Annotated in this window: 27 protein-coding genes; 14 read left to right on the forward strand and 13 right to left on the reverse strand. The window is 61.9% G+C overall.

Going from position 1 to position 20609, the window contains the following annotated elements:
• Positions 1 to 28 precede the first annotated feature (28 nt).
• Positions 29 to 847: a Coq4 family protein gene (locus tag CVE41_RS13090; protein ID WP_100261047.1), complete on the forward strand. Its 819-nt coding sequence runs from the start codon at positions 29 to 31 to the stop codon at positions 845 to 847.
• A gap of 4 nt (positions 848 to 851) precedes the next feature.
• Here CVE41_RS13090 and CVE41_RS13095 read toward each other — a convergent pair whose 3' ends face one another.
• Positions 852 to 1523, reverse strand: a complete 672-nt coding sequence (locus CVE41_RS13095; protein WP_100261048.1) for a nitroreductase family protein — start codon at positions 1521 to 1523, stop codon at positions 852 to 854.
• Positions 1524 to 1619: 96 nt separating this feature from the next.
• On the opposite strand from CVE41_RS13095, the gene CVE41_RS13100 reads away from it, so the two are divergent.
• On the forward strand, positions 1620 to 2411 hold the full coding sequence (locus CVE41_RS13100; protein WP_100261535.1) for a Coq4 family protein: 792 nt from the start codon (positions 1620 to 1622) through the stop codon (positions 2409 to 2411).
• Positions 2412 to 2414: 3 nt separating this feature from the next.
• Here the strand turns inward: CVE41_RS13100 and CVE41_RS13105 are convergent, their stop codons facing one another.
• From CVE41_RS13105 to CVE41_RS13125, 5 genes are read right to left on the reverse strand one after another with little or no spacing between them, the layout of a single operon-like run.
• Positions 2415 to 2822: a DUF3052 family protein gene (locus CVE41_RS13105; protein ID WP_100261049.1), complete on the reverse strand. Its 408-nt coding sequence runs from the start codon at positions 2820 to 2822 to the stop codon at positions 2415 to 2417.
• Between the two features lie 4 nt (positions 2823 to 2826).
• Positions 2827 to 3156 carry a DUF6122 family protein gene (locus CVE41_RS13110; protein WP_100261050.1) on the reverse strand — a complete coding sequence of 110 codons (330 nt, stop codon included), beginning with the start codon at positions 3154 to 3156 and terminating at the stop codon, positions 2827 to 2829.
• A 10-nt stretch (positions 3157 to 3166) separates the two neighbouring features.
• A complete protein-coding gene (purL, locus tag CVE41_RS13115; RefSeq protein WP_100261051.1) occupies positions 3167 to 5401 on the reverse strand; it encodes a phosphoribosylformylglycinamidine synthase subunit PurL in 2235 nt (744 codons plus the stop codon).
• Between the two features lie 46 nt (positions 5402 to 5447).
• On the reverse strand, positions 5448 to 6131 hold the full coding sequence (locus CVE41_RS13120; protein ID WP_100261052.1) for a hypothetical protein: 684 nt from the start codon (positions 6129 to 6131) through the stop codon (positions 5448 to 5450).
• A gap of 16 nt (positions 6132 to 6147) precedes the next feature.
• Positions 6148 to 6543, reverse strand: coding sequence for a DUF2177 family protein (locus tag CVE41_RS13125; RefSeq protein ID WP_100261053.1), 396 nt, complete (start codon positions 6541 to 6543; stop codon positions 6148 to 6150).
• 64 nt (positions 6544 to 6607) lie between these two features.
• Between CVE41_RS13125 and CVE41_RS13130 the strand changes: the two genes are divergently transcribed.
• The 12 genes from CVE41_RS13130 (at position 6608) to CVE41_RS13185 (ending at position 15930) form a co-directional block, all read left to right on the forward strand.
• Entirely contained in the window at positions 6608 to 6862 is a 255-nt protein-coding gene (locus CVE41_RS13130; RefSeq protein WP_100261054.1) for an exodeoxyribonuclease VII small subunit, read from the forward strand.
• Between the two features lie 21 nt (positions 6863 to 6883).
• Positions 6884 to 7774 (forward strand): polyprenyl synthetase family protein, encoded by an 891-nt coding sequence (locus tag CVE41_RS13135; protein WP_100261536.1) that lies wholly within the window; start codon positions 6884 to 6886, stop codon positions 7772 to 7774.
• Entirely contained in the window at positions 7774 to 8286 is a 513-nt protein-coding gene (gene coaD, locus CVE41_RS13140) for a pantetheine-phosphate adenylyltransferase (RefSeq protein WP_100261055.1), read from the forward strand. The genes CVE41_RS13135 and coaD overlap by 1 nt, the downstream gene beginning before the upstream one ends.
• Positions 8287 to 8366: 80 nt before the next feature.
• On the forward strand, positions 8367 to 9035 hold the full coding sequence (locus tag CVE41_RS13145; RefSeq protein WP_100261056.1) for a peptidylprolyl isomerase: 669 nt from the start codon (positions 8367 to 8369) through the stop codon (positions 9033 to 9035).
• Between the two features lie 41 nt (positions 9036 to 9076).
• Positions 9077 to 10108, forward strand: coding sequence for a tRNA preQ1(34) S-adenosylmethionine ribosyltransferase-isomerase QueA (gene queA / locus CVE41_RS13150; protein WP_100261057.1), 1032 nt, complete (start codon positions 9077 to 9079; stop codon positions 10106 to 10108).
• Positions 10109 to 10207: 99 nt separating this feature from the next.
• Positions 10208 to 10666: a hypothetical protein gene (locus CVE41_RS13155; RefSeq protein ID WP_100261058.1), complete on the forward strand. Its 459-nt coding sequence runs from the start codon at positions 10208 to 10210 to the stop codon at positions 10664 to 10666.
• 13 nt (positions 10667 to 10679) lie between these two features.
• On the forward strand, positions 10680 to 11624 hold the full coding sequence (locus CVE41_RS13160; protein ID WP_100261059.1) for an ABC transporter ATP-binding protein: 945 nt from the start codon (positions 10680 to 10682) through the stop codon (positions 11622 to 11624).
• On the forward strand, positions 11621 to 12385 hold the full coding sequence (locus tag CVE41_RS13165; protein ID WP_100261060.1) for an ABC transporter permease: 765 nt from the start codon (positions 11621 to 11623) through the stop codon (positions 12383 to 12385). The genes CVE41_RS13160 and CVE41_RS13165 overlap by 4 nt, the downstream gene beginning before the upstream one ends.
• Positions 12386 to 12404: 19 nt before the next feature.
• Positions 12405 to 13355, forward strand: a complete 951-nt coding sequence (locus tag CVE41_RS13170) for a DUF481 domain-containing protein (RefSeq protein ID WP_100261061.1) — start codon at positions 12405 to 12407, stop codon at positions 13353 to 13355.
• Between the two features lies 1 nt (position 13356).
• Positions 13357 to 14493: a tRNA guanosine(34) transglycosylase Tgt gene (gene tgt, locus CVE41_RS13175; protein ID WP_100261062.1), complete on the forward strand. Its 1137-nt coding sequence runs from the start codon at positions 13357 to 13359 to the stop codon at positions 14491 to 14493.
• A complete protein-coding gene (locus CVE41_RS13180) occupies positions 14490 to 15182 on the forward strand; it encodes an SDR family NAD(P)-dependent oxidoreductase (protein ID WP_100261063.1) in 693 nt (230 codons plus the stop codon). Before tgt ends, CVE41_RS13180 begins: the two co-directional genes overlap by 4 nt.
• A gap of 19 nt (positions 15183 to 15201) precedes the next feature.
• Positions 15202 to 15930 (forward strand): M50 family metallopeptidase, encoded by a 729-nt coding sequence (locus tag CVE41_RS13185; RefSeq protein ID WP_100261064.1) that lies wholly within the window; start codon positions 15202 to 15204, stop codon positions 15928 to 15930.
• On the opposite strand, the gene CVE41_RS13190 is transcribed toward CVE41_RS13185, so the two are convergent.
• The 7 genes from CVE41_RS13190 to purB form a co-directional block, all read right to left on the reverse strand.
• A complete protein-coding gene (locus tag CVE41_RS13190; protein WP_232725710.1) occupies positions 15897 to 16106 on the reverse strand; it encodes a hypothetical protein in 210 nt (69 codons plus the stop codon). The two genes, CVE41_RS13185 and CVE41_RS13190, sit on opposite strands and share 34 nt — an antisense overlap.
• A gap of 109 nt (positions 16107 to 16215) precedes the next feature.
• Positions 16216 to 16830 (reverse strand): 30S ribosomal protein S4, encoded by a 615-nt coding sequence (gene rpsD, locus CVE41_RS13195; protein ID WP_100261066.1) that lies wholly within the window; start codon positions 16828 to 16830, stop codon positions 16216 to 16218.
• A 150-nt stretch (positions 16831 to 16980) separates the two neighbouring features.
• Positions 16981 to 17625 carry a phosphoribosylanthranilate isomerase gene (locus tag CVE41_RS13200; protein WP_100261067.1) on the reverse strand — a complete coding sequence of 215 codons (645 nt, stop codon included), beginning with the start codon at positions 17623 to 17625 and terminating at the stop codon, positions 16981 to 16983.
• Positions 17626 to 17634: 9 nt separating this feature from the next.
• Positions 17635 to 18144 (reverse strand): GNAT family N-acetyltransferase, encoded by a 510-nt coding sequence (locus tag CVE41_RS13205; protein WP_100261068.1) that lies wholly within the window; start codon positions 18142 to 18144, stop codon positions 17635 to 17637.
• Positions 18141 to 18815 carry an orotidine-5'-phosphate decarboxylase gene (gene pyrF / locus CVE41_RS13210; protein ID WP_090479786.1) on the reverse strand — a complete coding sequence of 225 codons (675 nt, stop codon included), beginning with the start codon at positions 18813 to 18815 and terminating at the stop codon, positions 18141 to 18143. The genes CVE41_RS13205 and pyrF overlap by 4 nt, the downstream gene beginning before the upstream one ends.
• Positions 18812 to 19165: a DUF1049 domain-containing protein gene (locus tag CVE41_RS13215; protein WP_100261069.1), complete on the reverse strand. Its 354-nt coding sequence runs from the start codon at positions 19163 to 19165 to the stop codon at positions 18812 to 18814. Before CVE41_RS13215 ends, pyrF begins: the two co-directional genes overlap by 4 nt.
• 63 nt (positions 19166 to 19228) lie before the next feature.
• On the reverse strand, positions 19229 to 20539 hold the full coding sequence (gene purB / locus CVE41_RS13220; protein ID WP_100261070.1) for an adenylosuccinate lyase: 1311 nt from the start codon (positions 20537 to 20539) through the stop codon (positions 19229 to 19231).
• Positions 20540 to 20609: the final 70 nt, after the last annotated feature.

Genomic DNA, 20609 nt, shown 5'->3' on the forward strand with positions numbered 1-20609 from the left:
TGCGCTACCATCCTATTCGGGATCAAAGATGGTAGTCGACGTTACTCATATGGCCGGACCGGGCGTGGATCATGCTGCAGACGGAATTCCGTTCCGGCACCCGGCACGACCGCATCGCAAGCGCAATCTGCGGCGCGCGCTCCACCACTACCGAAAACTGGTCGAAAACAAGGAAGACACCTCGCATGTCTTCCATATCTACGACGCCCTACCTTCCGAACATTTCGAACCTGACGCCGAACGTTTGGCCTTGACCGATCATGGCGAAATGCTCCGCAAGTCGGAGCCTTACCTTCCGTACATTCTGGACGATCACGCCGCACTGCGCGCTATGCCCACCGGTTCGGTCGGACAGGCCTATTGCGATTTCATGGAGGAGCAGGGCCTGACTGCGGAAGGGCTGGCGAGGAAGGGAACATGGTCCGGCAGACCGATCTATGGGGATATGATCGAATGGTTCGGCTGGCGACAGCGCGATACGCATGATCTGCTTCACGTAATGACCGGCTATGGCCGTGATACGCTGGGAGAGGCGTGTATCCTCCTGTTCACGCACGGCCACTCGCCGAGCCCGGCACACTTGCTTCTCGGATACTCCGGCGCACTGAAGATCAGGCAGGCAGTGCAGACGCAGGCGCCCGTCATCGATGCTGCACGCGAAGCACGCCGCGCGGGCAAGGGTTGCGCCGGGCTGATCGGGCATCCCATCCGCGAGGTCCTGCAGATGGACCTGCATCACGCCCGCCAGACCTTGGGTTTCTCGGAACCGGTAGCTTATCGCCGCTGCCACGAGATCTGGCAGGACGAGAATATCGACCCGCACAAACTCCTGGCGCGCCAGGCCTGACGGGTCAAAGCCAAGAACTGATCGTCGACAGGGGCTTCTTGTCGAGAGCGTGTTTTGGGACCGTTGCGCCTTCTGCGGGAAGGCCGGCAACTACGACCATCAGGGGCTTCTCGTGCTCCGGCCGTTCACAGATTTCGCGAAGGAATCCCATCGGGGACGGGGTATGCGTCAATGTCGCGAGGCCCGCGTCGTGGAGCGTTGCGATAAGCATTCCGCAGGCGATCCCTACGCTTTCGTTGACGTAGTAGTTCTGCGTCTTCCCGTCTTCGGCAATACCGCCCTTGCGCTGGGCGAAGACGACGATCAGCCAGGGCGCGGTTTCCAGGAACGGTTTGTCGGCGTCGGTCCCCAACGGGGCAAGCGCCTCGAGCCATTCCTCGCTCGCCTTGCCGGAATAGAAAGCGCGTTCTTCGGATTCGGCGGCTTCTCGAATGGCGCGCTTCTTCTCGGGCGATGAAACCACCGCGAAATGCCACGGCTGGTGGTTTGCGCCATTGGGAGCCGTGCCTGCCGCCTCGATCGCGGCTTCGATGACTTCACGCGGAACTGGCGCGTCGGAAAAATACCGGCAGGTGCGCCGCTCCTTCAACCTGTCGCGCATCGAACGCGCGCGCTCGATACGCTGCGCATCGTCCATCGTATGCAGGGAATAGGGTACTGTCTCGTGATCAAGCATGACCCCTCCTATTCCTGTTTCGGCGGTGAAAGGGAACCCGTTACATGGACAGGCAATTTACAGTATTGTAAGTTGCTGCCTGCAATGGAGTCTCGCATGGCACTTTCTGATCGACCACTCGTTCATCCGGACCGCAAGACCAGCGGCATTCGTCCGCTGAAGGCGTGGCGGCATTTCCGCAAGCTCGTTGCCGACAAGGAAGACACCGCGCAGGTGTTTCACATTATCGAGTCGCTGAAGGGCAAGCGCAGCCACCTGCAGGCGTGGAACTTCGTGCAGTCCGAAGAGGGGCGCCGGTTTCTCGAAAATGGAACCGATATCCCACAAATGCTCGACAATCACGAGCGTTGGGCCGATTGCGGACCGAACACGGTGGCCGCGAAATACATCTCCTTCATGAAGCGCGAGGGCTTGTCCGCCGCTGGATTGGTGGCGGAATCGCACAGGTTCAATCCGCCGGAGAATCGCCATGACGATTTGACGGAATGGTATTTCTGCCGCCTGCGCGACACGCACGACCTCTTCCACATCCTGACTGGTTACGGGCGGGATGCTCTGGGAGAGGCCGCGTTGCTCGGCTTCAGCTACGAACAGAACCTCAATCCCGGCGTGTTGTTCATCGCCTATGCCGGTGCGCGCCAAATCAAGAAGGGTACGGGAACTTCCGCCCCGATCTTTGCTGCGATCAACGAAGGCCGCCGGCTCGGCAAGGCGGCGAAGAAGCTGGCGCATATAGATGTCGAGCAAGTGATGCGCGAGGACATCGAAGTCGCGCGCAAGCGGCTGAATGTCGGCAAGCCCGAGACCTATTTCCGCTGCCTTGAAATCATGCGCGACGAAGGCCTTACCGACGACCAGATCATGCCGCCGCAGCAGCAGGCTGCCTGATCTTCAGCGCAACTCCTTGCGGATAGCGAATTTGAGGCCCGACCAGGTCTCGTCCACTGCACATTTCTTGGTGTCCACGAACCCCAGCGCCAACCCAGCTTCGCGCACCGAGTGTTCATCGATTTCGGTCGCGACGCCTGATGCCTGTTTCGGCCAGCTGACCCAGACATGGCCATCGGGCGAAATCGCATCGCGAAGCACAGCCAGCTTCTCTTCCATAGCCGTTTGATCGGTTACGAAGATATGGGCCGCGTCCGGTCCGGCTTCCGGCCCCGGGACGAATGTCAGTTCCAGTGCGTATTCATCGATCTCGTCGATGATGCTTTCGGGCATGCCGTCGAACCACACGGTAATTCCGTCCCTCAGGGACAGCTTCTTCGCCAGGGGTGTGTCCGAATATCCTGCGCTCATCGAATCAACTCCAGTCCTGCATGCCGCAATCGCCCAGGTCGACTGCAAGGTGCCATAGCGCGCCCACGGCGAAAGCGCGAACCCACCACCTGGGCACCAGCAGCATTACGCAATAGACGCCAGCCGCAATCCAGCCATGGAGCGGGTGGAAGCCGATGCTGCACCGTTCCGGATCGAACATTGGGTCGGCCAGCAAGTGGTCGAGATCAATCAGATTTGCCGAAGCGATGACCAGCCCGGCGCGCAGCCAGTTGTTCGCCCACAGGATGCGGGCGATCAGGTAGGGGACGAGCCAGTGCCCGCCATAGTGGAGGGCAATCTGCAGCAGCGCCATTGGCGCCGCCTCAGCCCTCCATCCACTTGCTGAAGAAGCTCTTGTGCGCCTCGCGCAGCTTGGTCACCGGAACGCCGAACAGCTCGTTGCCGCCGACAGTGCCGAGCCGACGGAAACCGACGCGGGCGGTGTCTTCGTTCTCGGTGCCCTTGGCGAGATAGGCGTTGAACGCCTCTGCATCGGGAACGGTAATGACATAGCGGCCCTGGTCTTCGCCGAACCACCATTGCGCCTGCGTATAGTCGTCATTGCCGATGGTTTCGGCACCCATGCCGCTGGCCATGGCCATTTCGGCGAGCGCCACGGCGAGACCGCCATCGGAAACATCGTGTACCGCGCTGACCAATCCTGCTTCGATCAGTTCGCGCACGCCTTCGCCCGCGTTCTTTTCCAGCGTCAGGTCGACCGGCGGTGCGCGGCCTTCGTCGCGGCCATGGATTTTGGCAAGCCAAAGCGATTTGCCGATATGCGAACGTTCCGGATCGGGCGTCGCCCATTCTTCCGGCCAAATGAGGTAGATCGCTTCGCCTTCGGCCTTGAAGGGCATGGTCATCATCCTGGCGTAATCGTCGATCAGGCCGACACCGCCGATAGCCGGGGTGGGCAGGATCGCACTACCGCCGCCGGTCGCCTTGCTCTCGTTATAGAGGCTGACGTTGCCGGAGACGATCGGGAAGTCGAGCGCGCGGCAAGCTGCACCCATGCCGTCGAGCGCATGGACGAATTGCGCCATGATTTCAGGGCGCTGCGGGTTGGCAAAGTTGAGGCAGTTGGTGACGGCGAGGGGACGCGCGCCGACTGCGCACAGGTTGCGGTATGCTTCCGCGATTGCCTGCTTGCCGCCTTCGTAAGGGTCCGCGTGGACGTAACGCGGCGTACAATCGGTGCTGATTGCAAGCGCCTTCTTCGTGCCGTGAACGCGTACGACGCCTGCATCCCCGCCGGTCTGGAGCGTATCCGCGCCAACCTGGCTGTCGTACTGCTCCGCAATCCAGCTGCGCGAGGACAGGTTGGGGGAGGCCAGTAGTGTGAGCAGGTCCCCGCCGACGTCGCTGGTGTCGGGACGATCGACCATCGGCTTGATCCCGGCCCAGGCGATGTACTCTTCCTTCGAAAGATACGGACGGTCGTATTCGGGCGCATCTGCCGCGAGCGGGCCGAGCGGAATGTCGCACACCACTTCGCCGCCGAATTCCAGCACCATGTGACGCGTGTCGGTGACCTCGCCGATGACAGCGAAATCGAGTTCCCACTTCTCGAAGATGGCCGCCGCCATTTCTTCCTTGCCGGGCTTCAGCACCATGAGCATGCGCTCCTGGCTTTCGCTCAGCATCATTTCATAGGGCGTCATGCCTTCTTCGCGGCACGGCACCTTGTCCATGTCGAGGCGGATACCGGCCTTGCCGTTGGTCGCCATTTCAACGCTGGAGGAGGTGAGGCCGGCTGCGCCCATGTCCTGGATCGCGACGATGGCATCGGTCGCCATCAGTTCGAGGCAGGCCTCGATCAGCAGCTTTTCGGTGAAGGGGTCGCCGACCTGCACCGTCGGGCGCTTGGCATCGGCGTCTTCCTCGAAATCCGCGCTGGCCATGGTCGCGCCATGGATGCCGTCGCGGCCGGTCTTCGAACCGACATAGACGATCGGATTCCCGACGCCGGTCGCGGCCGAGTAGAAAATTTTGTCCGCATCGGCGACGCCCACCGTCATCGCATTGACGAGGATATTGCCGTCATAGGCCGGGTTGAAGTTTGTCTCGCCAGCCACTGTCGGGACGCCGACGCAATTGCCATAGCCACCGATGCCCGCGACCACGCCTTGCACGAGGTGCTTCATCTTCGGATGGTCGGGCCGTCCGAAACGCAGCGCATTCGCATTTGCTACCGGGCGCGCGCCCATCGTGAACACGTCGCGCAGGATTCCGCCGACGCCGGTTGCTGCACCCTGGTAGGGTTCGATGTAGCTCGGGTGGTTGTGGCTCTCCATCTTGAAGATGGCGGCCTGTCCGTCGCCGATGTCGATCACGCCCGCGTTCTCGCCCGGTCCGCAGATTACCCACGGCGCCTCTGTCGGCAGTTTTTTCAGGTGCAGACGGCTGGACTTGTAGGAGCAATGTTCGCTCCACATGACAGAGAAGATGCCGAGTTCTACGAGGTTCGGCTCTCGTCCAAGGGCGTTCAGGACGCGCTCGTATTCTTCTTCGGAAAGGCCATGCTGGGCAACGACGTCTGGGGTGATTTCGCTCATGGCCCGCGCCCTTACGGTGCTGCGCGCCGAGGCGCAATATGCTCGGCTACCACAATGGTGGGCTTGCCACTCCCAGGCCGACCTCGTTGCGGTGCCAGCGTGTCGTGCCGACCCAGTATGCGAGCGCCGTGAGGAAGCCGAAAGCGAAGAGCGCCGTCAGTGGCAAGGCTATCGAATATTCCGTGGGTTGCGGGCCGAACCAGCTGACGAGCTGGAAGGCCAGCATGAAGCCGATCAGGATCAGCGGGGGTACGATCGGTCCCTTGGTTGCACGCATGAACCAGATGAATGCGCCAAGGGTTATTCCCAGCTCGAGCGGGATTTCGATCCACGGGTAATTCCACAGTCCCCAGCCAAGCTTTTCGTCCCCTCCTGCGAGCGTGAGATCGGGACGGTGGACCAGGAGGTCGAGAACCCAGTGGCTCATCACCACGATCGCGGCCCAGGTGGCAGCCACTGCGTTGCGCAAGATAATTCCGACCACCGCTGCAAAGCCTATCGCAAAGACCGCTGTGCCGAGCAGGCTGTGCGTATAGGGCATATGATAGAGGTCGAGCGGGCTCATTACCGTGATGCCGGGTTCGATCCGCGCCTGCTCGATGCCGACCATGAAGAAGGCCATGAAGGCCCAGTCCACCAGCTGCGCGGCAATGAACAGCGTGCCCAGCTTCGGGGCTTCGCTCGTGATGGCGCACGCGGCAAAAGCCGGTGCGAAATGACCTATGAACATGGAGCCGCTGCCTCCTTCAGGCGAGTTTGCTCGCGGCGTAGGTGGCGACGGTTGCTGCAACCGACGTGGCGAACGCGCCCCAGATGATGTCGGCGATGGTGACCGTGGTCGACCACTGTTTTAGCGTTGCTTGGTTCGTGAGGTCGTAGGTCGCGTAGCAGATCGCACCGAGCAATGCTCCGTTGAGCGCCGCGCTGCCGAGCCCGGCGCTGAGGCCGGGGCGGACTGCAAACCAGACCATAGCGGCCACGTAGGCGGCGTAGAACACCAGCGCCGGGCCCATCCGGAAGCTGTCCGCAAGCATGTCACCGAGCCTGGGACGATAGAAGTTATTCCCGGCCCAGCCGAGCCACAGTGCGTCCAGCGCCCCGAAAGCCAGTGCCGCTGCAACGAATGCGATAATCCACGTCATATCCGCTCCCCAGTTTTTCCATGTTCTTGACCGCGCGGCTGCGCCCCGTCAATGCTCACCCTATATGACAGAGGGTCTAGACAAGCCGATCGGCGAAATGAGTTTCGAGGAAGCGCTCCGCGCCCTTGAAGGTGTTGTGCGTAATCTCGAAAGCGGGGAAGTGCCGCTCGACGAAAGTATCGCGCTCTACGAACGCGGCGAAGAATTGCGCAAGGCGTGCCAGGCACGGCTGGATGCAGCGCAGGCCCGGATCGAAAAAATCGTGCAGGGAGCCGACGGGAAGCCATCGGGCACCGTACCTTTCGATGCGGAAAGCTGAGGCCTGAACGCGATGACCGCAATGCCCGATCTTCTTGCAAACGCGTTCGATCAAATCCAGGCCGAGGTCGATGGGGCATTCGATGCCTTTCTACCCGTGCCGCAGGACACGCGGGCGCGCTTGGTAGAGGCGATGCGCTATGCCGCGATAGGAGGGGGCAAACGTGTCCGCCCGCTGCTCGTCTGCGCCACTGCCCAGCTTTTCGGTGTGACGCGCCAGGCCGCCGTCAATGCAGGCTGCGCCGTCGAAGCGATCCATGCCTATTCGCTGATCCACGACGACCTTCCCTGCATGGATGATGACGACCTGCGTCACGGAAAGCCTACGCTGCACAAGCAGTTCGACGAGGCGACGGCGGTCCTCGCTGGCGATTGCCTCCACGCGCTGGCATTCGACATCCTGACCATGCCCGACACCAGCAACGATCCCTTTGTTCGCGCAGAGTTGGTGGCCGCTCTTGCCAAGGCAAGCGGCCATGAAGGCATGGCTGGCGGCCAGATGATGGACATCGTTTCCGACGAACAGAATTACGATCTGCGCCAGGTGACGCGCCTGCAACAGCTCAAGACCGGCGCCCTGCTTGCCGCCAGTGTCGAAATGGGCGCGATCCTTGGCCGCATCCCGCCCGAAGGCCGCACCCACCTGCGCGCTTATGCACGCGACATCGGACTTGCCTTCCAGATCGCCGACGATCTTCTCGACGTTGAAGGCGACGAGGAAAAGGCCGGGAAAGCGCTCCGCAAGGACGAAGGCCAGGGCAAGCAGACATTCGTGACCCTGATGGGCCGCGATGCCGCACGCGCACAGGCGGAAATGCTGGTCGAACAAGCGGGGCAGCACCTTGCCAGCCACGGTTCGGACGCAGCACTGCTCGTTGAACTTGCGCGATTTGTCGTGAAGAGGGATCACTGATGGGCGAACGTATCGGCATTTATCCGGGGACTTTCGATCCCATCACGCTCGGCCATGCGGACATCATCCGCCGCGGATCGAAGCTGGTCGACACGCTCATAATCGGGGTGACGACCAATCCCTCGAAAAACCCGATGTTCTCCAACGAAGAACGCTTCGCCATGGTCGAGCGAGAGATCGCACGCATGGGTCTCGACAATGTGGAAGTCGTCGGGTTCAACGCACTGCTCGTGAAATTCGCCCAGAAGATGGGCGCTAACGTGCTCATCCGCGGACTGCGGGCCGTCGCCGATTTCGAATACGAGTACCAGATGGCGGGCATGAACCAGCAGCTCGACGACGATATCGAGACGGTATTCCTCATGGCCGACGTTTCGCTCCAGCCGATCGCGTCAAAGCTGGTGAAGGAAATCGCCCTGTTCGGCGGCGATATCACACCCTTCGTGAGCCAGGCGGTTTGCGAGGATGTCGTCAAGCGTGTGGATGAAAAGGGTCGGCTGGGCGACTATTGATCCTGCCGAAGCTATTCATTGAACCGACAGCGCGCGCTCGCTAGGGTGTTTCGCATACCAGACAATTCGACGGAAACCCGATGCTCAAGACCTCGCTTGCCTTTGCTGCCGCCGCCCTGACGGCTTTCGCTCCGCTTACCGCGACAGCGCAGGATGCCGAAGTTCCGGCTGCGCGCGCCCCCTTCCAGCCGATCAATTACAGCGTGCAGGAAGATTCGGAGAACATCCTGCTGCTCGACCTGTCCAATGGCGAGCGGGTGGCAATCCGCCTGATGCCGAGCTGGGCGCCCAACCATGTCGAGCGTATCAAGACGCTGGCGCGCGCCGGTTTCTATGACGGCGTGATCTTCCACCGCGTGATCGACGGCTTCATGGCGCAGACCGGCGATCCGACGGGCACCGGCCAGGGCAGCTCGGAGCTTCCCGACCTCGAGGAAGAGTTCAACATCATGCCGCACGTACGCGGTACCGTGTCGATGGCCCGTGCGGCCGATGAAGACAGCGCGAACAGCCAGTTCTTCATCGTCTTCTACCCGCGTTTCAACCTGGACAAGCGCTACACCAATTTCGGGCGCGTGATTTCGAACATGGCCGCAGTCGACGCGATCAATCGCGGCGAACCGCCGCAGGACCCGACTCGCATCCTCCAGGCTTCGATCGCGGCTGACAATCGTCCGGTTCCGGCGGCTCCGCGTATCATGGCCGATCCCGAGGTTACTGCGGACGATCTCAACGCGCCGATCGGTTAAGCGCTTTTCCTGAACCCGCCATGCGTTTAGAGGCGCTGGCGATGAAGGTAGACCTGTTCGATTTCGATTTGCCGCCTGAACGCATAGCCTTGCGTCCGGCGCGCCCGCGCGACGCAGCCCGTATGCTGGTCGTGGAGGGCGCCGATGCCAGGATGCGCGATTGCGGCGTACGCGATCTTCCGTCCCTGCTTAATTCTGGCGATATTCTGGTCTTCAATGACACCCGCGTCATTCCGGCACAGCTCGAGGGCCGCCGCGGCGAGGCGAAGATTGGCGCGACCCTTCACAAGCGCGTCGACCTGCGGCGGTGGCAGGCGTTCATCCGCAATGCCAAGCGCGTGCGGGCGGGCGATCTGATCGAATTCGGCGGAGGTGTCTCTGCCATTGCCGAAGCGCGACTGGCCGATGGATCTTTCGTCTTGGAATTCCAGGGGGATGAGCCGGTCGAGGTCCTGCTCGAACGCGCAGGCCGGATGCCCCTGCCTCCATACATCGCCGGAAAGCGCGAGACCGATGCGCAGGACCGCGAGGATTACCAGACCATGTTCGCCGCCGAAGACGGCGCGGTGGCAGCTCCGACGGCATCGCTGCACTTCACGCCTGAACTCGTGGCCGCGCTGGATGACGCCGGTATCGGGCGGGAAACCCTGACCCTCCATGTCGGAGCTGGGACCTTCCTGCCGGTAAAGGCCGAGGATACCGACGATCATGCCATGCACTCGGAATGGGGCCGGATCGAACCCGAGGTTGCGGAGCGGCTCAACGCCGCGCGCGCATCTGGTGGGCGGATTATCGCCGTCGGAACGACGAGTCTTCGCCTGCTCGAAAGCGCGACGCAGGCCGATGGCGTGATCCGCGCGTTCGCAGGCGACACCGACATCTTCATAACGCCCGGATATAAGTTCCGCGCGGTCGACGGGCTGATGACCAATTTTCACCTTCCCAAATCGACACTCATGATGCTGGTGAGCGCACTAATGGGCCGAGAACGAATGATGGCTGCCTATGCCCATGCGATTGCCAATGAATATCGTTTCTACAGTTACGGCGATTCGTCGCTGCTGATCCCCTGATACGGGGATCCGTCCGCAGTCCGAACTTGGCACTCCCGATCCTTGGCCTATGGTGAGCGCGAGGTTCGAATCGCGACCTCATCTCAACGGAGGGACGCAATGAAATTCACTGGTCTTGCAGCCGCTGCTGCATTCGCCATCAGCACGCCGCTCGCGGCGCAAAGCATGGTTGCAGCGCCGAACGAGGCTTCGGCCAAGCTGGGGCAGTGCCTGGTCGACAAAACTACCGGCAGCGATCGCACCCTGGTTGCTCGCTGGATGGCAGGCAGTATGGCTTCCTCGCCGATCATGGAAGGGCTGGTCGAAGTCGATACGGGCGCGAAGGAGCAGGTCGATCGCGAGATGGCCGATCTCTTTGCGCGTTTGCTCACCAAGGACTGCATGGCGCAGGCCAAGGTGGTCATGCAAAGCCGCGACCGGATGGGAATGCAGGCTGCAGGCGGTCGGCTTGGCGAGATCGCGATGGCGGAGCTGATGATGGACCCGGCAGCCATGCAGGCTCTGATGGCGTACATCCAGTATATCGATCCCGCTGCCATGTCTGCGCTGGCCGAGTAGGAGCGCGATTCTGATCTCCGACCCGATCCTCGAACTCGATGGGCTGACCAAGGTCTACCCTGGCGGCCTCAAGGCGCTCGACAATGTCGACCTGACCATCCGCCGGGGCGAGATCTTTGCCCTGCTCGGACCGAATGGAGCGGGCAAGACGACATTGATCGGCGCAGTCTGCGGACTGGTCCGACCGACCTCGGGCACGATGCGCGTGTTCGGACACGATCTGGCGACCGAATGGCGGCGAGCGCGCAGCCGTATCGGCCTCGTTCCGCAAGAACTGAGTACCGATATGTTCGAGCCGGTGAAGCGTGCGGTCGCCTATTCGCGCGGGCTCTTCGGCCTTGCGCCGGATCCGGACCGGATCGAGGAAATCCTGCGCTCTCTCAGCCTGTGGGAGAAGCGCGAAGAGCGGATCATGGCCCTGTCGGGAGGAATGAAGCGCCGCGTGCTTATCGCCAAGGCCCTGGCGCACGAGCCCGACCTCCTGTTCCTCGACGAGCCTACTGCCGGTGTGGACGTCGAATTGCGCAAGGGCATGTGGCGTATCATCGACCAGATGCGCGAGCGCGGGGTCACGGTGATCCTGACCACGCATTACATCGAAGAAGCCGAGGAAATGGCCGACCGCGTCGGGATCATCAGTGGCGGCAGGATCCTGATGGTCGACGAGAAGGACGCCATGATGTCCCGCCTTGGCAGAACAGAAGCACACATTACGCTCGCCAAACCGCTGGAAACACTGCCGGCATCGCTCGGACACTTTCCTGTCGAGCTGGAGGATGGCGGAAATGCGATCTGCTATCGCGGCGGCGACGGGACGGGGAAGGGCAAGGAAGAGGTCGCAGCCTTGACCAAAGCCCTGATCGCGGCCGGGATCGATTACACCGGTATCGACACTCGCGAGAGCAGCCTGGAAGACATTTTCGTCACCTTGCTTGGCGAAGACGAGGAGGCGGCATGATCAACTGGCGCTCGACCTGGTCAATCTACACGCGTGAACTGATGCGCTTCCTGCGCACGGCCTTTCAGTCGGTCCTTGCGCCGGTCTTGACCACGTCGCTGTATTTCATCGTCTTCGGCGCGGCCATCGGAGGGCGTATGCCCGACCTTGGCGGCGTGGATTACGGCGCCTTCATCATCCCTGGCCTGCTGATGCTGACCTTGCTGGGCGAGACGACCAGCAATTCCAGTTTCGGCATCTACATGCCGCGCTTCACAGGCACGATCTACGAATTGCTCAGCGCGCCTGTCGGTGTGGGCGAGACCCTAATCGGTTTCGTCGGCGCGGCCATGACCAAGAGCCTTATCCTTGCTGCGATCATCCTCCTGACCGCGCGGCTGTTTGTCGACTATTCGATCGCGCACCCGCTGCTCGCGGTGATCTACATTATGCTCGTGGCCGCTGCCTTTAGCCTGTTCGGCTTCATCCTCGGGATCTGGGCCGATAATTTCGAGAAGCTGGGCATCATCCCGATGCTTTTTCTCACACCGCTGACTTTCCTCGGCGGCACCTTCTACTCGATAGACATGCTGCCTAAGCCCTGGGACACGATCGCGCTGGCAAATCCAATCGTCTACCTCGTCAGTGGGCTTCGCTGGACCTTCTACGGCAGCAGCGATGTGAATATCTGGATCAGCTTCGGGATCACGCTCGCCTTCCTGGCGGCGTGTACCGCCGTGATCGCCTATATCTTCAAGACGGGCTGGCGACTGCGCGCATGACGCGCTAGGCGCGGGCGCCATGAATTACCTGCGTCATATGCTGATAGCCCTTTTGGTCGGGTGCCTGGCTGTGCCCGCCAGCGCCGAGCTTCCCGAAGCCGCCCGGACAATGATCGAAAACGCCATCGCGACCGGCGATGCGGCCAAAGTGGATGCCGTGATATCGGTCGCCCGCTCGAGCTTTCCGGACGATGCGAGCGAAATCGACAAGCTTGAGAACGGCTGGAAGGCCACGCTTGCCGAACGCACTGCCGCGGCCGAGCAGGCGCGGATCGCCACGATAAAGGACGCCGGCCCGCTCGACCTGTGGTCCGGCGAGGGCGAGATCGGCGGCTTCCAGTCTTCCGGCAACACTGACAGCGTCGGCATTGCAGCCTCGCTCAAGATGAAGCGCGAGGGCATCGACTGGAGTCACCGCCTGCGCGCGCGACTCGACTACCAGCGCCAGAACGGCGAGACGAGCCGCGAGCAATACCTCCTCGCCTACGAACCTCGCTGGCAGTTCAACGACCGGATGTTCGTTTACGGCCTCGCCCAGTACGAGCGCGACAAGATTCAGGGTTTTTCCGGTAGGTACGCCGTATCGGGCGGGATCGGTTACAAGCTGGTGGACAGCCAAACGCTCGCCCTGTCGGTGAAGGCAGGCCCGGCTTATCGGGTGACCGAATATACCGATGGCCGGACTGAAAACCGCATTGCGGCTCTGGCAGGGCTAGATTTCGACTGGCAGATTTTCGAGCGTCTCTCTTTCACGCAGGACGCGAATGCGCTGGCCGAAACGGGCGGGGAAGCGCAGCTGATCGTCGATGGATCGAACACCAGCCTGACCTTCATCAGCGGTCTCGATTTCGAGATCAGCGACCGCCTCCGTTCGCGCTTGTCGTACCAGATCGATTACGACAGCAATCCGCCGGTCGGGAAAGTCTCGACCGACACGCTGACCCGCGCCACGCTTATCTATGGATTCTGAAATGGCCAGCCGGTTCGACTTCAAGATCGATGCGACCGACGGGGCCGCGCGCACCGGTCGCATCTCCATGCTGCGCGGCGACATCCGCACGCCTGCGTTCATGCCGGTAGGTACCGCCGCCACGGTCAAGGCGATGAAGCCGGAGACCGTGCGAGCGACGGGCGCGGACATTATCCTCGGGAATACCTACCATCTTATGCTGCGCCCCGGTGCAGAGCGGGTTGCCCGGCTTGGCGGTCTGCACAAGTTCATGAACTGGGATCGTCCGATTCTCACCGATAGCGGCGGCTATCAGGTGATGAGCCTGTCCGATCTGCGCAAACTGACCGAAAAAGGCGTAGAGTTTCGCAGCCATATCGATGGCTCGAAGCATATGCTGACACCGGAACGTTCGATGGAAATCCAGCGATTGCTCGGGTCCGATATCGTGATGGCCTTCGACGAATGTCCGCGCGCCGATCGCCCGCGTGACGAAATCGCGGCGAGCATGGAAATGTCGATGCGCTGGGCCAAGCGGAGCCGCGACGGGTTCGACGCAGGTGGAGAGCACGCCGAGCGTTCGGCCCTGTTCGGCATCCAGCAGGGCGCTCTCGACGAGGAATTGCGCAAGATCAGCGCGGAAAAACTCACCGACATTGGGTTCGACGGTTACGCGATCGGCGGCCTTGCAGTGGGTGAGGGGCAGGAGGCGATGTTCGCCACGCTCGATTTCGCGCCGGGCCAACTGCCGCAGGACCGGCCGCGCTACCTGATGGGCGTCGGCAAGCCCGACGACCTCGTGGGCGCGGTAGAGCGCGGGGTCGATATGTTCGATTGCGTCTTGCCGAGCCGGTCGGGTCGAAACGGACAGGCTTTCACCTGGCATGGCCCCTTGAACCTTCGCAATGCGCGGTTTGCCGAAGACACCGGACCGCTGGACGAGAAATGCGCCTGCTCGGTTTGCTCTACCTATTCGCGCGCCTATCTTCATCACTTGCAGAAGTCGGGAGAAATCCTCGGAGCGATGCTGATGACCGAACACAATATCGCATTTTACCAGCAGCTGATGCAGGCCATGCGTGACGCTATCGCTGCGGGCGCTTTCGCGGCCTTCGCCTCTGACTTCCGCAGGAATTACTTCGGAGCCGCCAAGCAGTGACGTGGCGCCGCGCAGCTGTGATCGGCGCGTCCGGCGGCATTGGCGCGGCGATTGCCGACAGGCTGGAAGCTGACGGGGTCGAGGTCATCCGTCTGGGTCGTTCGGGCGGTGACGTGAAGATAGATCTGGAGGACGAAACCAGCATTGCCGAGGCGGCAGCGAAGGCGGGTGAGAGCGGACCACTCGATCTCGTGTTCGTCGCCACAGGTTTTCTCCACGAGGAGGGGAGTGGTCCCGAAAAGGACTGGCGTCATCTGGACGCGGAAAATCTCGCGCGAAACTTTGCGATTAATGTCACCGGGCCGGCACTGGTGGCGAAGCATTTCCTGCCGCTCCTTTCGGATGAACGTCGCGCTGGATTTGCGGCGCTTTCGGCAAGGGTCGGGAGCATATCCGACAATCGCCTGGGGGGTTGGTATGCCTACCGGGCGAGCAAGGCTGCGCTCAATATGATGATCCGGAGCTTGTCGATCGAACTGGCGCGAAAGAAGCCTGAGGCATTCTGCGTCGGCCTCCATCCCGGCACGGTCGACACGCGTTTGAGCCAGCCCTTCCAGCGTAATGTCCCGGAGGGCAAGCTGTTCACGCCGGACCATTCTGCGGCAAGGCTGCTGGAAGTGCTGGATGGGCTTGGACCGACCGATAGCGGAAAGTGTTTTGCCTACGACGGCGAGGAAATTCCCGCCTGATGAAGATTAGAGGCGCAACATGACCAGATGGCGTGCAAGCGGAGGGCTTCCCTCGAACGACCGGAATGAGATTACTGCGCTGGTCGTCATGGCGATCGTCACGATCCTCCTCTGGCACTCGCCCTACGGAGGATACCTGCTTTACCCGTTCACGATCCTGTCAACGTGGTTTCACGAAATGGGCCACGGCCTTGCCGCGATGGCGTTTGGTCATGAGTTCGAGCGCCTCGTCATTTTCCCCAACGGCTCGGGCTATGCGGCACACTTGTCCGAAGGCGAGCCGTCCAGATTGTCGAGCGCGTTAATCGCCGCGGCGGGGCTTCTTGGCCCCACTTTCGCCGGATGTGCGCTCATCCTCTCCTCGCGTACGCAGCGCGCCACGCGAAACGCATTGGCGGTGCTGGGCGTAGTCCTGCTGGTCTCGACGCTGATCTGGGTGCGGTCCCTGACCGGTTGGCTGATCCTACCTGCTGTCGGGCTTGCGTGCCTGTGGCTGGCTTTCAAGGCGAAGGCGAACCAACGCCATTTCGCGGTGCAATTCCTTGGCGTGCAGGGCTGCATCAGCATCTATCGCGATTTCGGCTATCTGTTCAGCGAGGGCGGGATGCTGGGTGGGCGGCCCCAATTGTCCGACACCGGCCACATCGCGCAGGCGCTTTTCCTGCCTTACTGGTTCTGGGGCGGCCTGATCACCGCAATCATCCTTGCGATGATCTACTGGTCCTTGCGCTTCGCCCATTCGCGCTGACCGGGCTGGTCCTGCATTTCGAGTATCGTCCCACGATAGGCGGTGAAACTGCCGCCGGGGCCCGTGAATCCCGCACCGATCTCGTTTGCGTTGCGCTGCGCATCAGTCAGCGATGCGTACCATTTGCCGACGCGATTGCGCGTGAGGAAGCGGTAGAAAACCATAGCAAGGAACACAACGCGCGCCCACCGTCAGGTTCCCGCAACCTTTTGAAAATGCGACCAATCGAAATGAAAAAGGGCGGCCCCGCGGGACCGCCCTTTTCGTGTTTCGTTGGCGAAGTGATCAGCGCGAATAGAATTCGACGACCAGGTTCGGTTCCATCGTGACCGGGTAGGGCACTTCGTCGAGCTTCGGCACGCGGGTGAAAGTCACCTTGTCGGTGCCGTCGGGCGCGACATAGTCGGGAATTTCACGCTCGGGCAGGCTCTGCGCTTCGATGACGAGAGCCATGTCCTTTGCCTTGCTGCCGAGGCTGACAACGTCGCCGACCTTTACGCGGGCCGATGCGATGTTGGTCTTCACGCCGTTGAGGAAGATGTGGCCGTGGCTCACGATCTGACGGGCGGAGAAGATGGTCGGAGCGAACTTGGCGCGATAGACGACCATGTCGAGACGCTGTTCGAGCAGGCCGATCAGGTTCTGACCGGTGTCGCCCTTCATGGCCGACGCTTCCTTGTAGGTGCGCTTGAACTGCTTCTCGGTCACGTCGCCGTAGTAGCCCTTGAGCTTCTGCTTGGCGCGCAGCTGCAGGCCGAAGTCGCTCATCTTGCTCTTGCGGCGCTGGCCGTGCTGGCCGGGGCCGTAGGAACGCTTGTTGACCGGGGAATTCGGACGACCCCAGATGTTTTCACCCATCCGGCGGTCGAGTTTGTACTTGGCGCTCTTGCGCTTCGACATAAGTCTTTCCTTCAAATTGCTGAGCTACCCCTGCGGTAGCCATTCAACCCGGCATCGCACCACTGGAACAGTGTTCCAGCGCGGCTACCGCTTCACCGGGGTGCGGAGCCAATTAGCGAAGGCGCGCGCATAGCAGGATTGTGCAGCGCGTCAAGCGTTGCGCGCCGCCTTGCAGAAGGCGCGGATCATTTCGGGGTCCTTCCGGCCGGGCGCCCTTTCGACGCCCGAGGAGGTGTCGAGCAGCGGCGCGCCAGTCCGCCCCAGCGCATCTGCCACGTTTGCGGCAGAAAGCCCGCCTGCCAGTCCCCATCTTGGCTTGCCACGCCATGCAGACAGCAGGGACCAGTCGAAGCTGAGCCCCATGCCACCGGGTAGGGCTGCATCCTTGGGCGTCCGCGCATCGAACAACAGGAGATCGGCAACCCCCTCGTACGGCCTGGCCTGTTCGACATCCCTTGCCGTCGCGACGGGAATTGCCTTCCAGACCGGCAGCCCGAAGCGCTCCTTCACCTGCGCCACGCGCTCCGGCGTTTCCTCGCCATGCAACTGGATTGCATCGAGGCGGCCAGCCCTGACGCTTTCTCCGATCAGGCCGTCGTCCGCGCCCACGAAAAGGCCCACGCGCCCGATAGCGGATCCCGCACGCGCAGCCAGTGCTGCTGCGGCGTGGCCATCGACGTGCCTGGGGGAGGGCGGAAAGAACACCAGCCCTACGAAGTCGGCGCGCGCCGCTATCGCTGCATCGAGGGCATCCGGGGTCGAAATCCCGCAAATCTTGATCGCTACATCGGTCATGAAGTGAACCTAGGTGTCCGCGAGCCGCTTTGCCAGCACCGCGAATTCCAGCGGCGGATCGCGCGGAACCGGGAAGGGGCGGGTCTCACCTGTCCGCTCAAATCCGCGACGCTGATACCAGGATATAAGGGAGGAACGCTGGGTGATCACGGTCATTTCGAGGACTTCGATACCTCGTTCAGAAGCCGCCTGTTCCGCCGCGTCGAGCAGCTTTCCGCCAAGCCCGTCCGATTGCATCAAAGGCGACACGCACAGCATCCCGAGATAGCCGTGGGTCGCATCGAGCGTGGTGACGGCAACGCATCCGGTCATCGCTGCGCTTACATCCCGCGAGACGAGGAAGCTGACTTTCTCGTCTTCGATGAGGCGTTCGATCTCTTCGGGGGTGGTTCTCTCGTCGTCGAGGAGGTCGGCTTCGTGGTTCCAACCTTGCCGTGCGCTGTCTCCGCGATAGGCGCTTTCGATCAGGAGCTTGATCTCGACGGCATCCGCAAGGGATGCTTCGGTAATGGGTGTCAAAGAGTAGCCTCGATCGCGCGGGCCGCTTCTGCAGGATCGTCGGCACGGCTAATGGGGCGACCGATGACGAGCACGCTGGCGCCATCGTCACGCGCTTGACGGGGCGTAACCACGCGCTTCTGGTCACCAACGGCGCTTCCAGCCGGACGCAAGCCGGGGACGACGAAGTAGCCGTCTTTCCACTGGTCATGCACGGCTTTCACCTCGTGACCTGAACACACGATTCCGTCGAGCCCGCTGTCCTTGGCCAATTCTGCTAGGCGCATCACCTGGTCATGGGCGGTGCCCTGGACGCCGGTGCGCTGCAAATCGCGGTCATCCATGCTGGTCAGCATGGTCACGCCGACGACTTTCGTATTTTCGCCTGCAGCAGCCTTGGCGTCTTCCATCATGGCGCGGCCACCGCTGGCGTGGATGGTGACGATCGAAGGTTCGAGCTGGTGGATCGCGTGCATCGCGCCGGCCACAGTGTTCGGAATGTCGTAAAGCTTGAGATCGAGGAAGATAGGCAGGCCAAGCTGCCCGATCATGTGGACCCCATGGGCTCCGTGGGCACAGAAGAATTCAAGCCCCAGTTTGATCCCGCCGACGTGCGCCTTGACCTTTTCTGCCAATGCCACCCCATCACGAAGACGGGGGACGTCGAGAGCGAGATAGACGGGATTGCTCATGACCGCGTTTCGGGTTCCGGATCTACGGGGTTGGCAGGTTCGGCCTCGGCGGTAGCCTCAGGTGCAGGCGCAGCAGCGGGGCGATCATCTGCGCGCGGTGCTGCCATCTGTGCGGTCGCCTGCTCAAGAGCGGTAATCCGGCGCGTGTGACGCCAGCGGACGCCCCTGTGGTAGAGCCACATCGGCACAATTCCGATAAGAAAGGACACGATGACGAGCGCGGGAACGCGGGTGTCCCAGACGATGCCGGGCCAGATACGAACGTCGATCTGCTTGTCCCAATTTCCGAAGGAAAAGGCGAGGATCGCCACCAGCAGTGCAATCCACAGGATGGTCCGGACAATTTGCATTTCTTAGCTACCCCTCACCGGTTTTCCGGCAATGCTAGGCGCACACCAGACGTGCCGCAAGGCTCAGCCGAAAACGCGATCGAAGATCGTGTCGACTTGCTTGAAGTGGTAATCGAGGTCGAAACGCTCTTCCAGCTGCTCGTTCGTCAGTGCGGCGGTCACTTCCTCGTCCTGCTTGAGCAGGTCGAGCAGCATCAGCCTGCCGTCCGATTCCCACACCTTCATCGCGTTGCGCTGGACGAGGCGGTAAGCAGCCTCGCGGCTCACGCCGTTCTGGGTGAGGGCGAGGAGGACGCGCTGCGAATGGATGAGACCGCCCATGCGGTCCATGTTCGCCTGCATCCGCTCGGGATAGATGAGCAGCTTGTCGACCACGCCGGTCAGGCGGGCGAGGGCGAAGTCGAGTGTGATGGTCGCATCGGGACCGATGAAACGCTCTACCGAGGAGTGCGAAATATCGCGCTCATGCCACAGCGCCACGTTTTCGAGTGCGGGTAGGGCGTAGGCGCGGATCATGCGGGCCTGGCCGGTGAGGTTCTCGGTCAGGATCGGGTTGCGCTTGTGCGGCATCGCCGACGAACCCTTCTGGCCCTTGGAGAAGAATTCCTCGGCCTCAAGAACTTCGGTACGCTGCAGGTGGCGGATTTCGACCGCGACGCGCTCTATCGATCCGGCGATCACCGCCAGCGTGGCGAAATACATGGCGTGGCGATCACGCGGAATGACCTGCGTGGAAACCGGCTCCGGCTTGAGGCCGAGCTTTTCCGCGACATATTCTTCGACGCTGGGATCGATATTGGCGAAGGTGCCGACCGCGCCGGAGATCGCGCAGGTCGCGATTTCTTCACGCGCGGCGATCAAGCGGGTCTTGCAGCGGTCGAACTCGGCATAGGCCTGCGCAAGCTTGAGGCCGAAGGTTACCGGCTCTGCATGGATGCCATGGCTGCGACCGATGGTGGGGGTGTACTTGTGCTCCTCGGCGCGGCGCTTGATTGCGGCCAGCAGCTGGTCGAGGTCTTCGAGCAGCAGGTCGGTCGAACGCGCCAGCTGGACGGCCAGCGTCGTGTCCAGAACGTCAGAACTGGTCATGCCCTGGTGCATGAAGCGCGCCTCGTCGCCGACGTTTTCCGCAACCCATGTGAGGAAGGCGATCACGTCGTGCTTGGTCACGGCTTCGATGGCGTCGATCGCTTCGACGTCGATCTTCGGGTCGGTCGCCCACCAGTCCCACAGTGCCTTTGCCGCGCTCTTGGGGACAACGCCAAGCTCACCGAGTTTCTCGGTCGCATGCGCCTCGATCTCGAACCAAATGCGATACTTCGCCTCCGGCTCCCAGATGGCAGTCATGGCAGGGCAGGCATAGCGGGGGACCATCGGTCGTCTCCGAGTCTTATGATTGGGGTGCAGGGCTGCGCGCTAGGCAAGGGTGGGCGCGCTGGCAAGG

The organism is Qipengyuania seohaensis (assembly GCF_002795865.1).
Lineage (GTDB): Bacteria > Pseudomonadota > Alphaproteobacteria > Sphingomonadales > Sphingomonadaceae > Qipengyuania > Qipengyuania seohaensis.

Coding starts and splice junctions, on each gene's coding strand:
- CVE41_RS13090 (WP_100261047.1), top strand. CDS start 29: ATGGTAGTCGACGTTACTCATATGGCCGGACCGGGCGTGGATCATGCT.
- CVE41_RS13095 (WP_100261048.1), bottom strand. CDS start 1,523: ATGCTTGATCACGAGACAGTACCCTATTCCCTGCATACGATGGACGAT.
- CVE41_RS13100 (WP_100261535.1), top strand. CDS start 1,620: ATGGCACTTTCTGATCGACCACTCGTTCATCCGGACCGCAAGACCAGC.
- CVE41_RS13105 (WP_100261049.1), bottom strand. CDS start 2,822: ATGAGCGCAGGATATTCGGACACACCCCTGGCGAAGAAGCTGTCCCTG.
- CVE41_RS13110 (WP_100261050.1), bottom strand. CDS start 3,156: ATGGCGCTGCTGCAGATTGCCCTCCACTATGGCGGGCACTGGCTCGTC.
- purL (WP_100261051.1), bottom strand. CDS start 5,401: ATGAGCGAAATCACCCCAGACGTCGTTGCCCAGCATGGCCTTTCCGAA.
- CVE41_RS13120 (WP_100261052.1), bottom strand. CDS start 6,131: ATGTTCATAGGTCATTTCGCACCGGCTTTTGCCGCGTGCGCCATCACG.
- CVE41_RS13125 (WP_100261053.1), bottom strand. CDS start 6,543: ATGACGTGGATTATCGCATTCGTTGCAGCGGCACTGGCTTTCGGGGCG.
- CVE41_RS13130 (WP_100261054.1), top strand. CDS start 6,608: ATGACAGAGGGTCTAGACAAGCCGATCGGCGAAATGAGTTTCGAGGAA.
- CVE41_RS13135 (WP_100261536.1), top strand. CDS start 6,884: ATGCCCGATCTTCTTGCAAACGCGTTCGATCAAATCCAGGCCGAGGTC.
- coaD (WP_100261055.1), top strand. CDS start 7,774: ATGGGCGAACGTATCGGCATTTATCCGGGGACTTTCGATCCCATCACG.
- CVE41_RS13145 (WP_100261056.1), top strand. CDS start 8,367: ATGCTCAAGACCTCGCTTGCCTTTGCTGCCGCCGCCCTGACGGCTTTC.
- queA (WP_100261057.1), top strand. CDS start 9,077: ATGAAGGTAGACCTGTTCGATTTCGATTTGCCGCCTGAACGCATAGCC.
- CVE41_RS13155 (WP_100261058.1), top strand. CDS start 10,208: ATGAAATTCACTGGTCTTGCAGCCGCTGCTGCATTCGCCATCAGCACG.
- CVE41_RS13165 (WP_100261060.1), top strand. CDS start 11,621: ATGATCAACTGGCGCTCGACCTGGTCAATCTACACGCGTGAACTGATG.
- CVE41_RS13170 (WP_100261061.1), top strand. CDS start 12,405: ATGAATTACCTGCGTCATATGCTGATAGCCCTTTTGGTCGGGTGCCTG.
- tgt (WP_100261062.1), top strand. CDS start 13,357: ATGGCCAGCCGGTTCGACTTCAAGATCGATGCGACCGACGGGGCCGCG.
- CVE41_RS13185 (WP_100261064.1), top strand. CDS start 15,202: ATGACCAGATGGCGTGCAAGCGGAGGGCTTCCCTCGAACGACCGGAAT.
- rpsD (WP_100261066.1), bottom strand. CDS start 16,830: ATGTCGAAGCGCAAGAGCGCCAAGTACAAACTCGACCGCCGGATGGGT.
- CVE41_RS13200 (WP_100261067.1), bottom strand. CDS start 17,625: ATGACCGATGTAGCGATCAAGATTTGCGGGATTTCGACCCCGGATGCC.
- pyrF (WP_090479786.1), bottom strand. CDS start 18,815: ATGAGCAATCCCGTCTATCTCGCTCTCGACGTCCCCCGTCTTCGTGAT.
- CVE41_RS13215 (WP_100261069.1), bottom strand. CDS start 19,165: ATGCAAATTGTCCGGACCATCCTGTGGATTGCACTGCTGGTGGCGATC.
- purB (WP_100261070.1), bottom strand. CDS start 20,539: ATGGTCCCCCGCTATGCCTGCCCTGCCATGACTGCCATCTGGGAGCCG.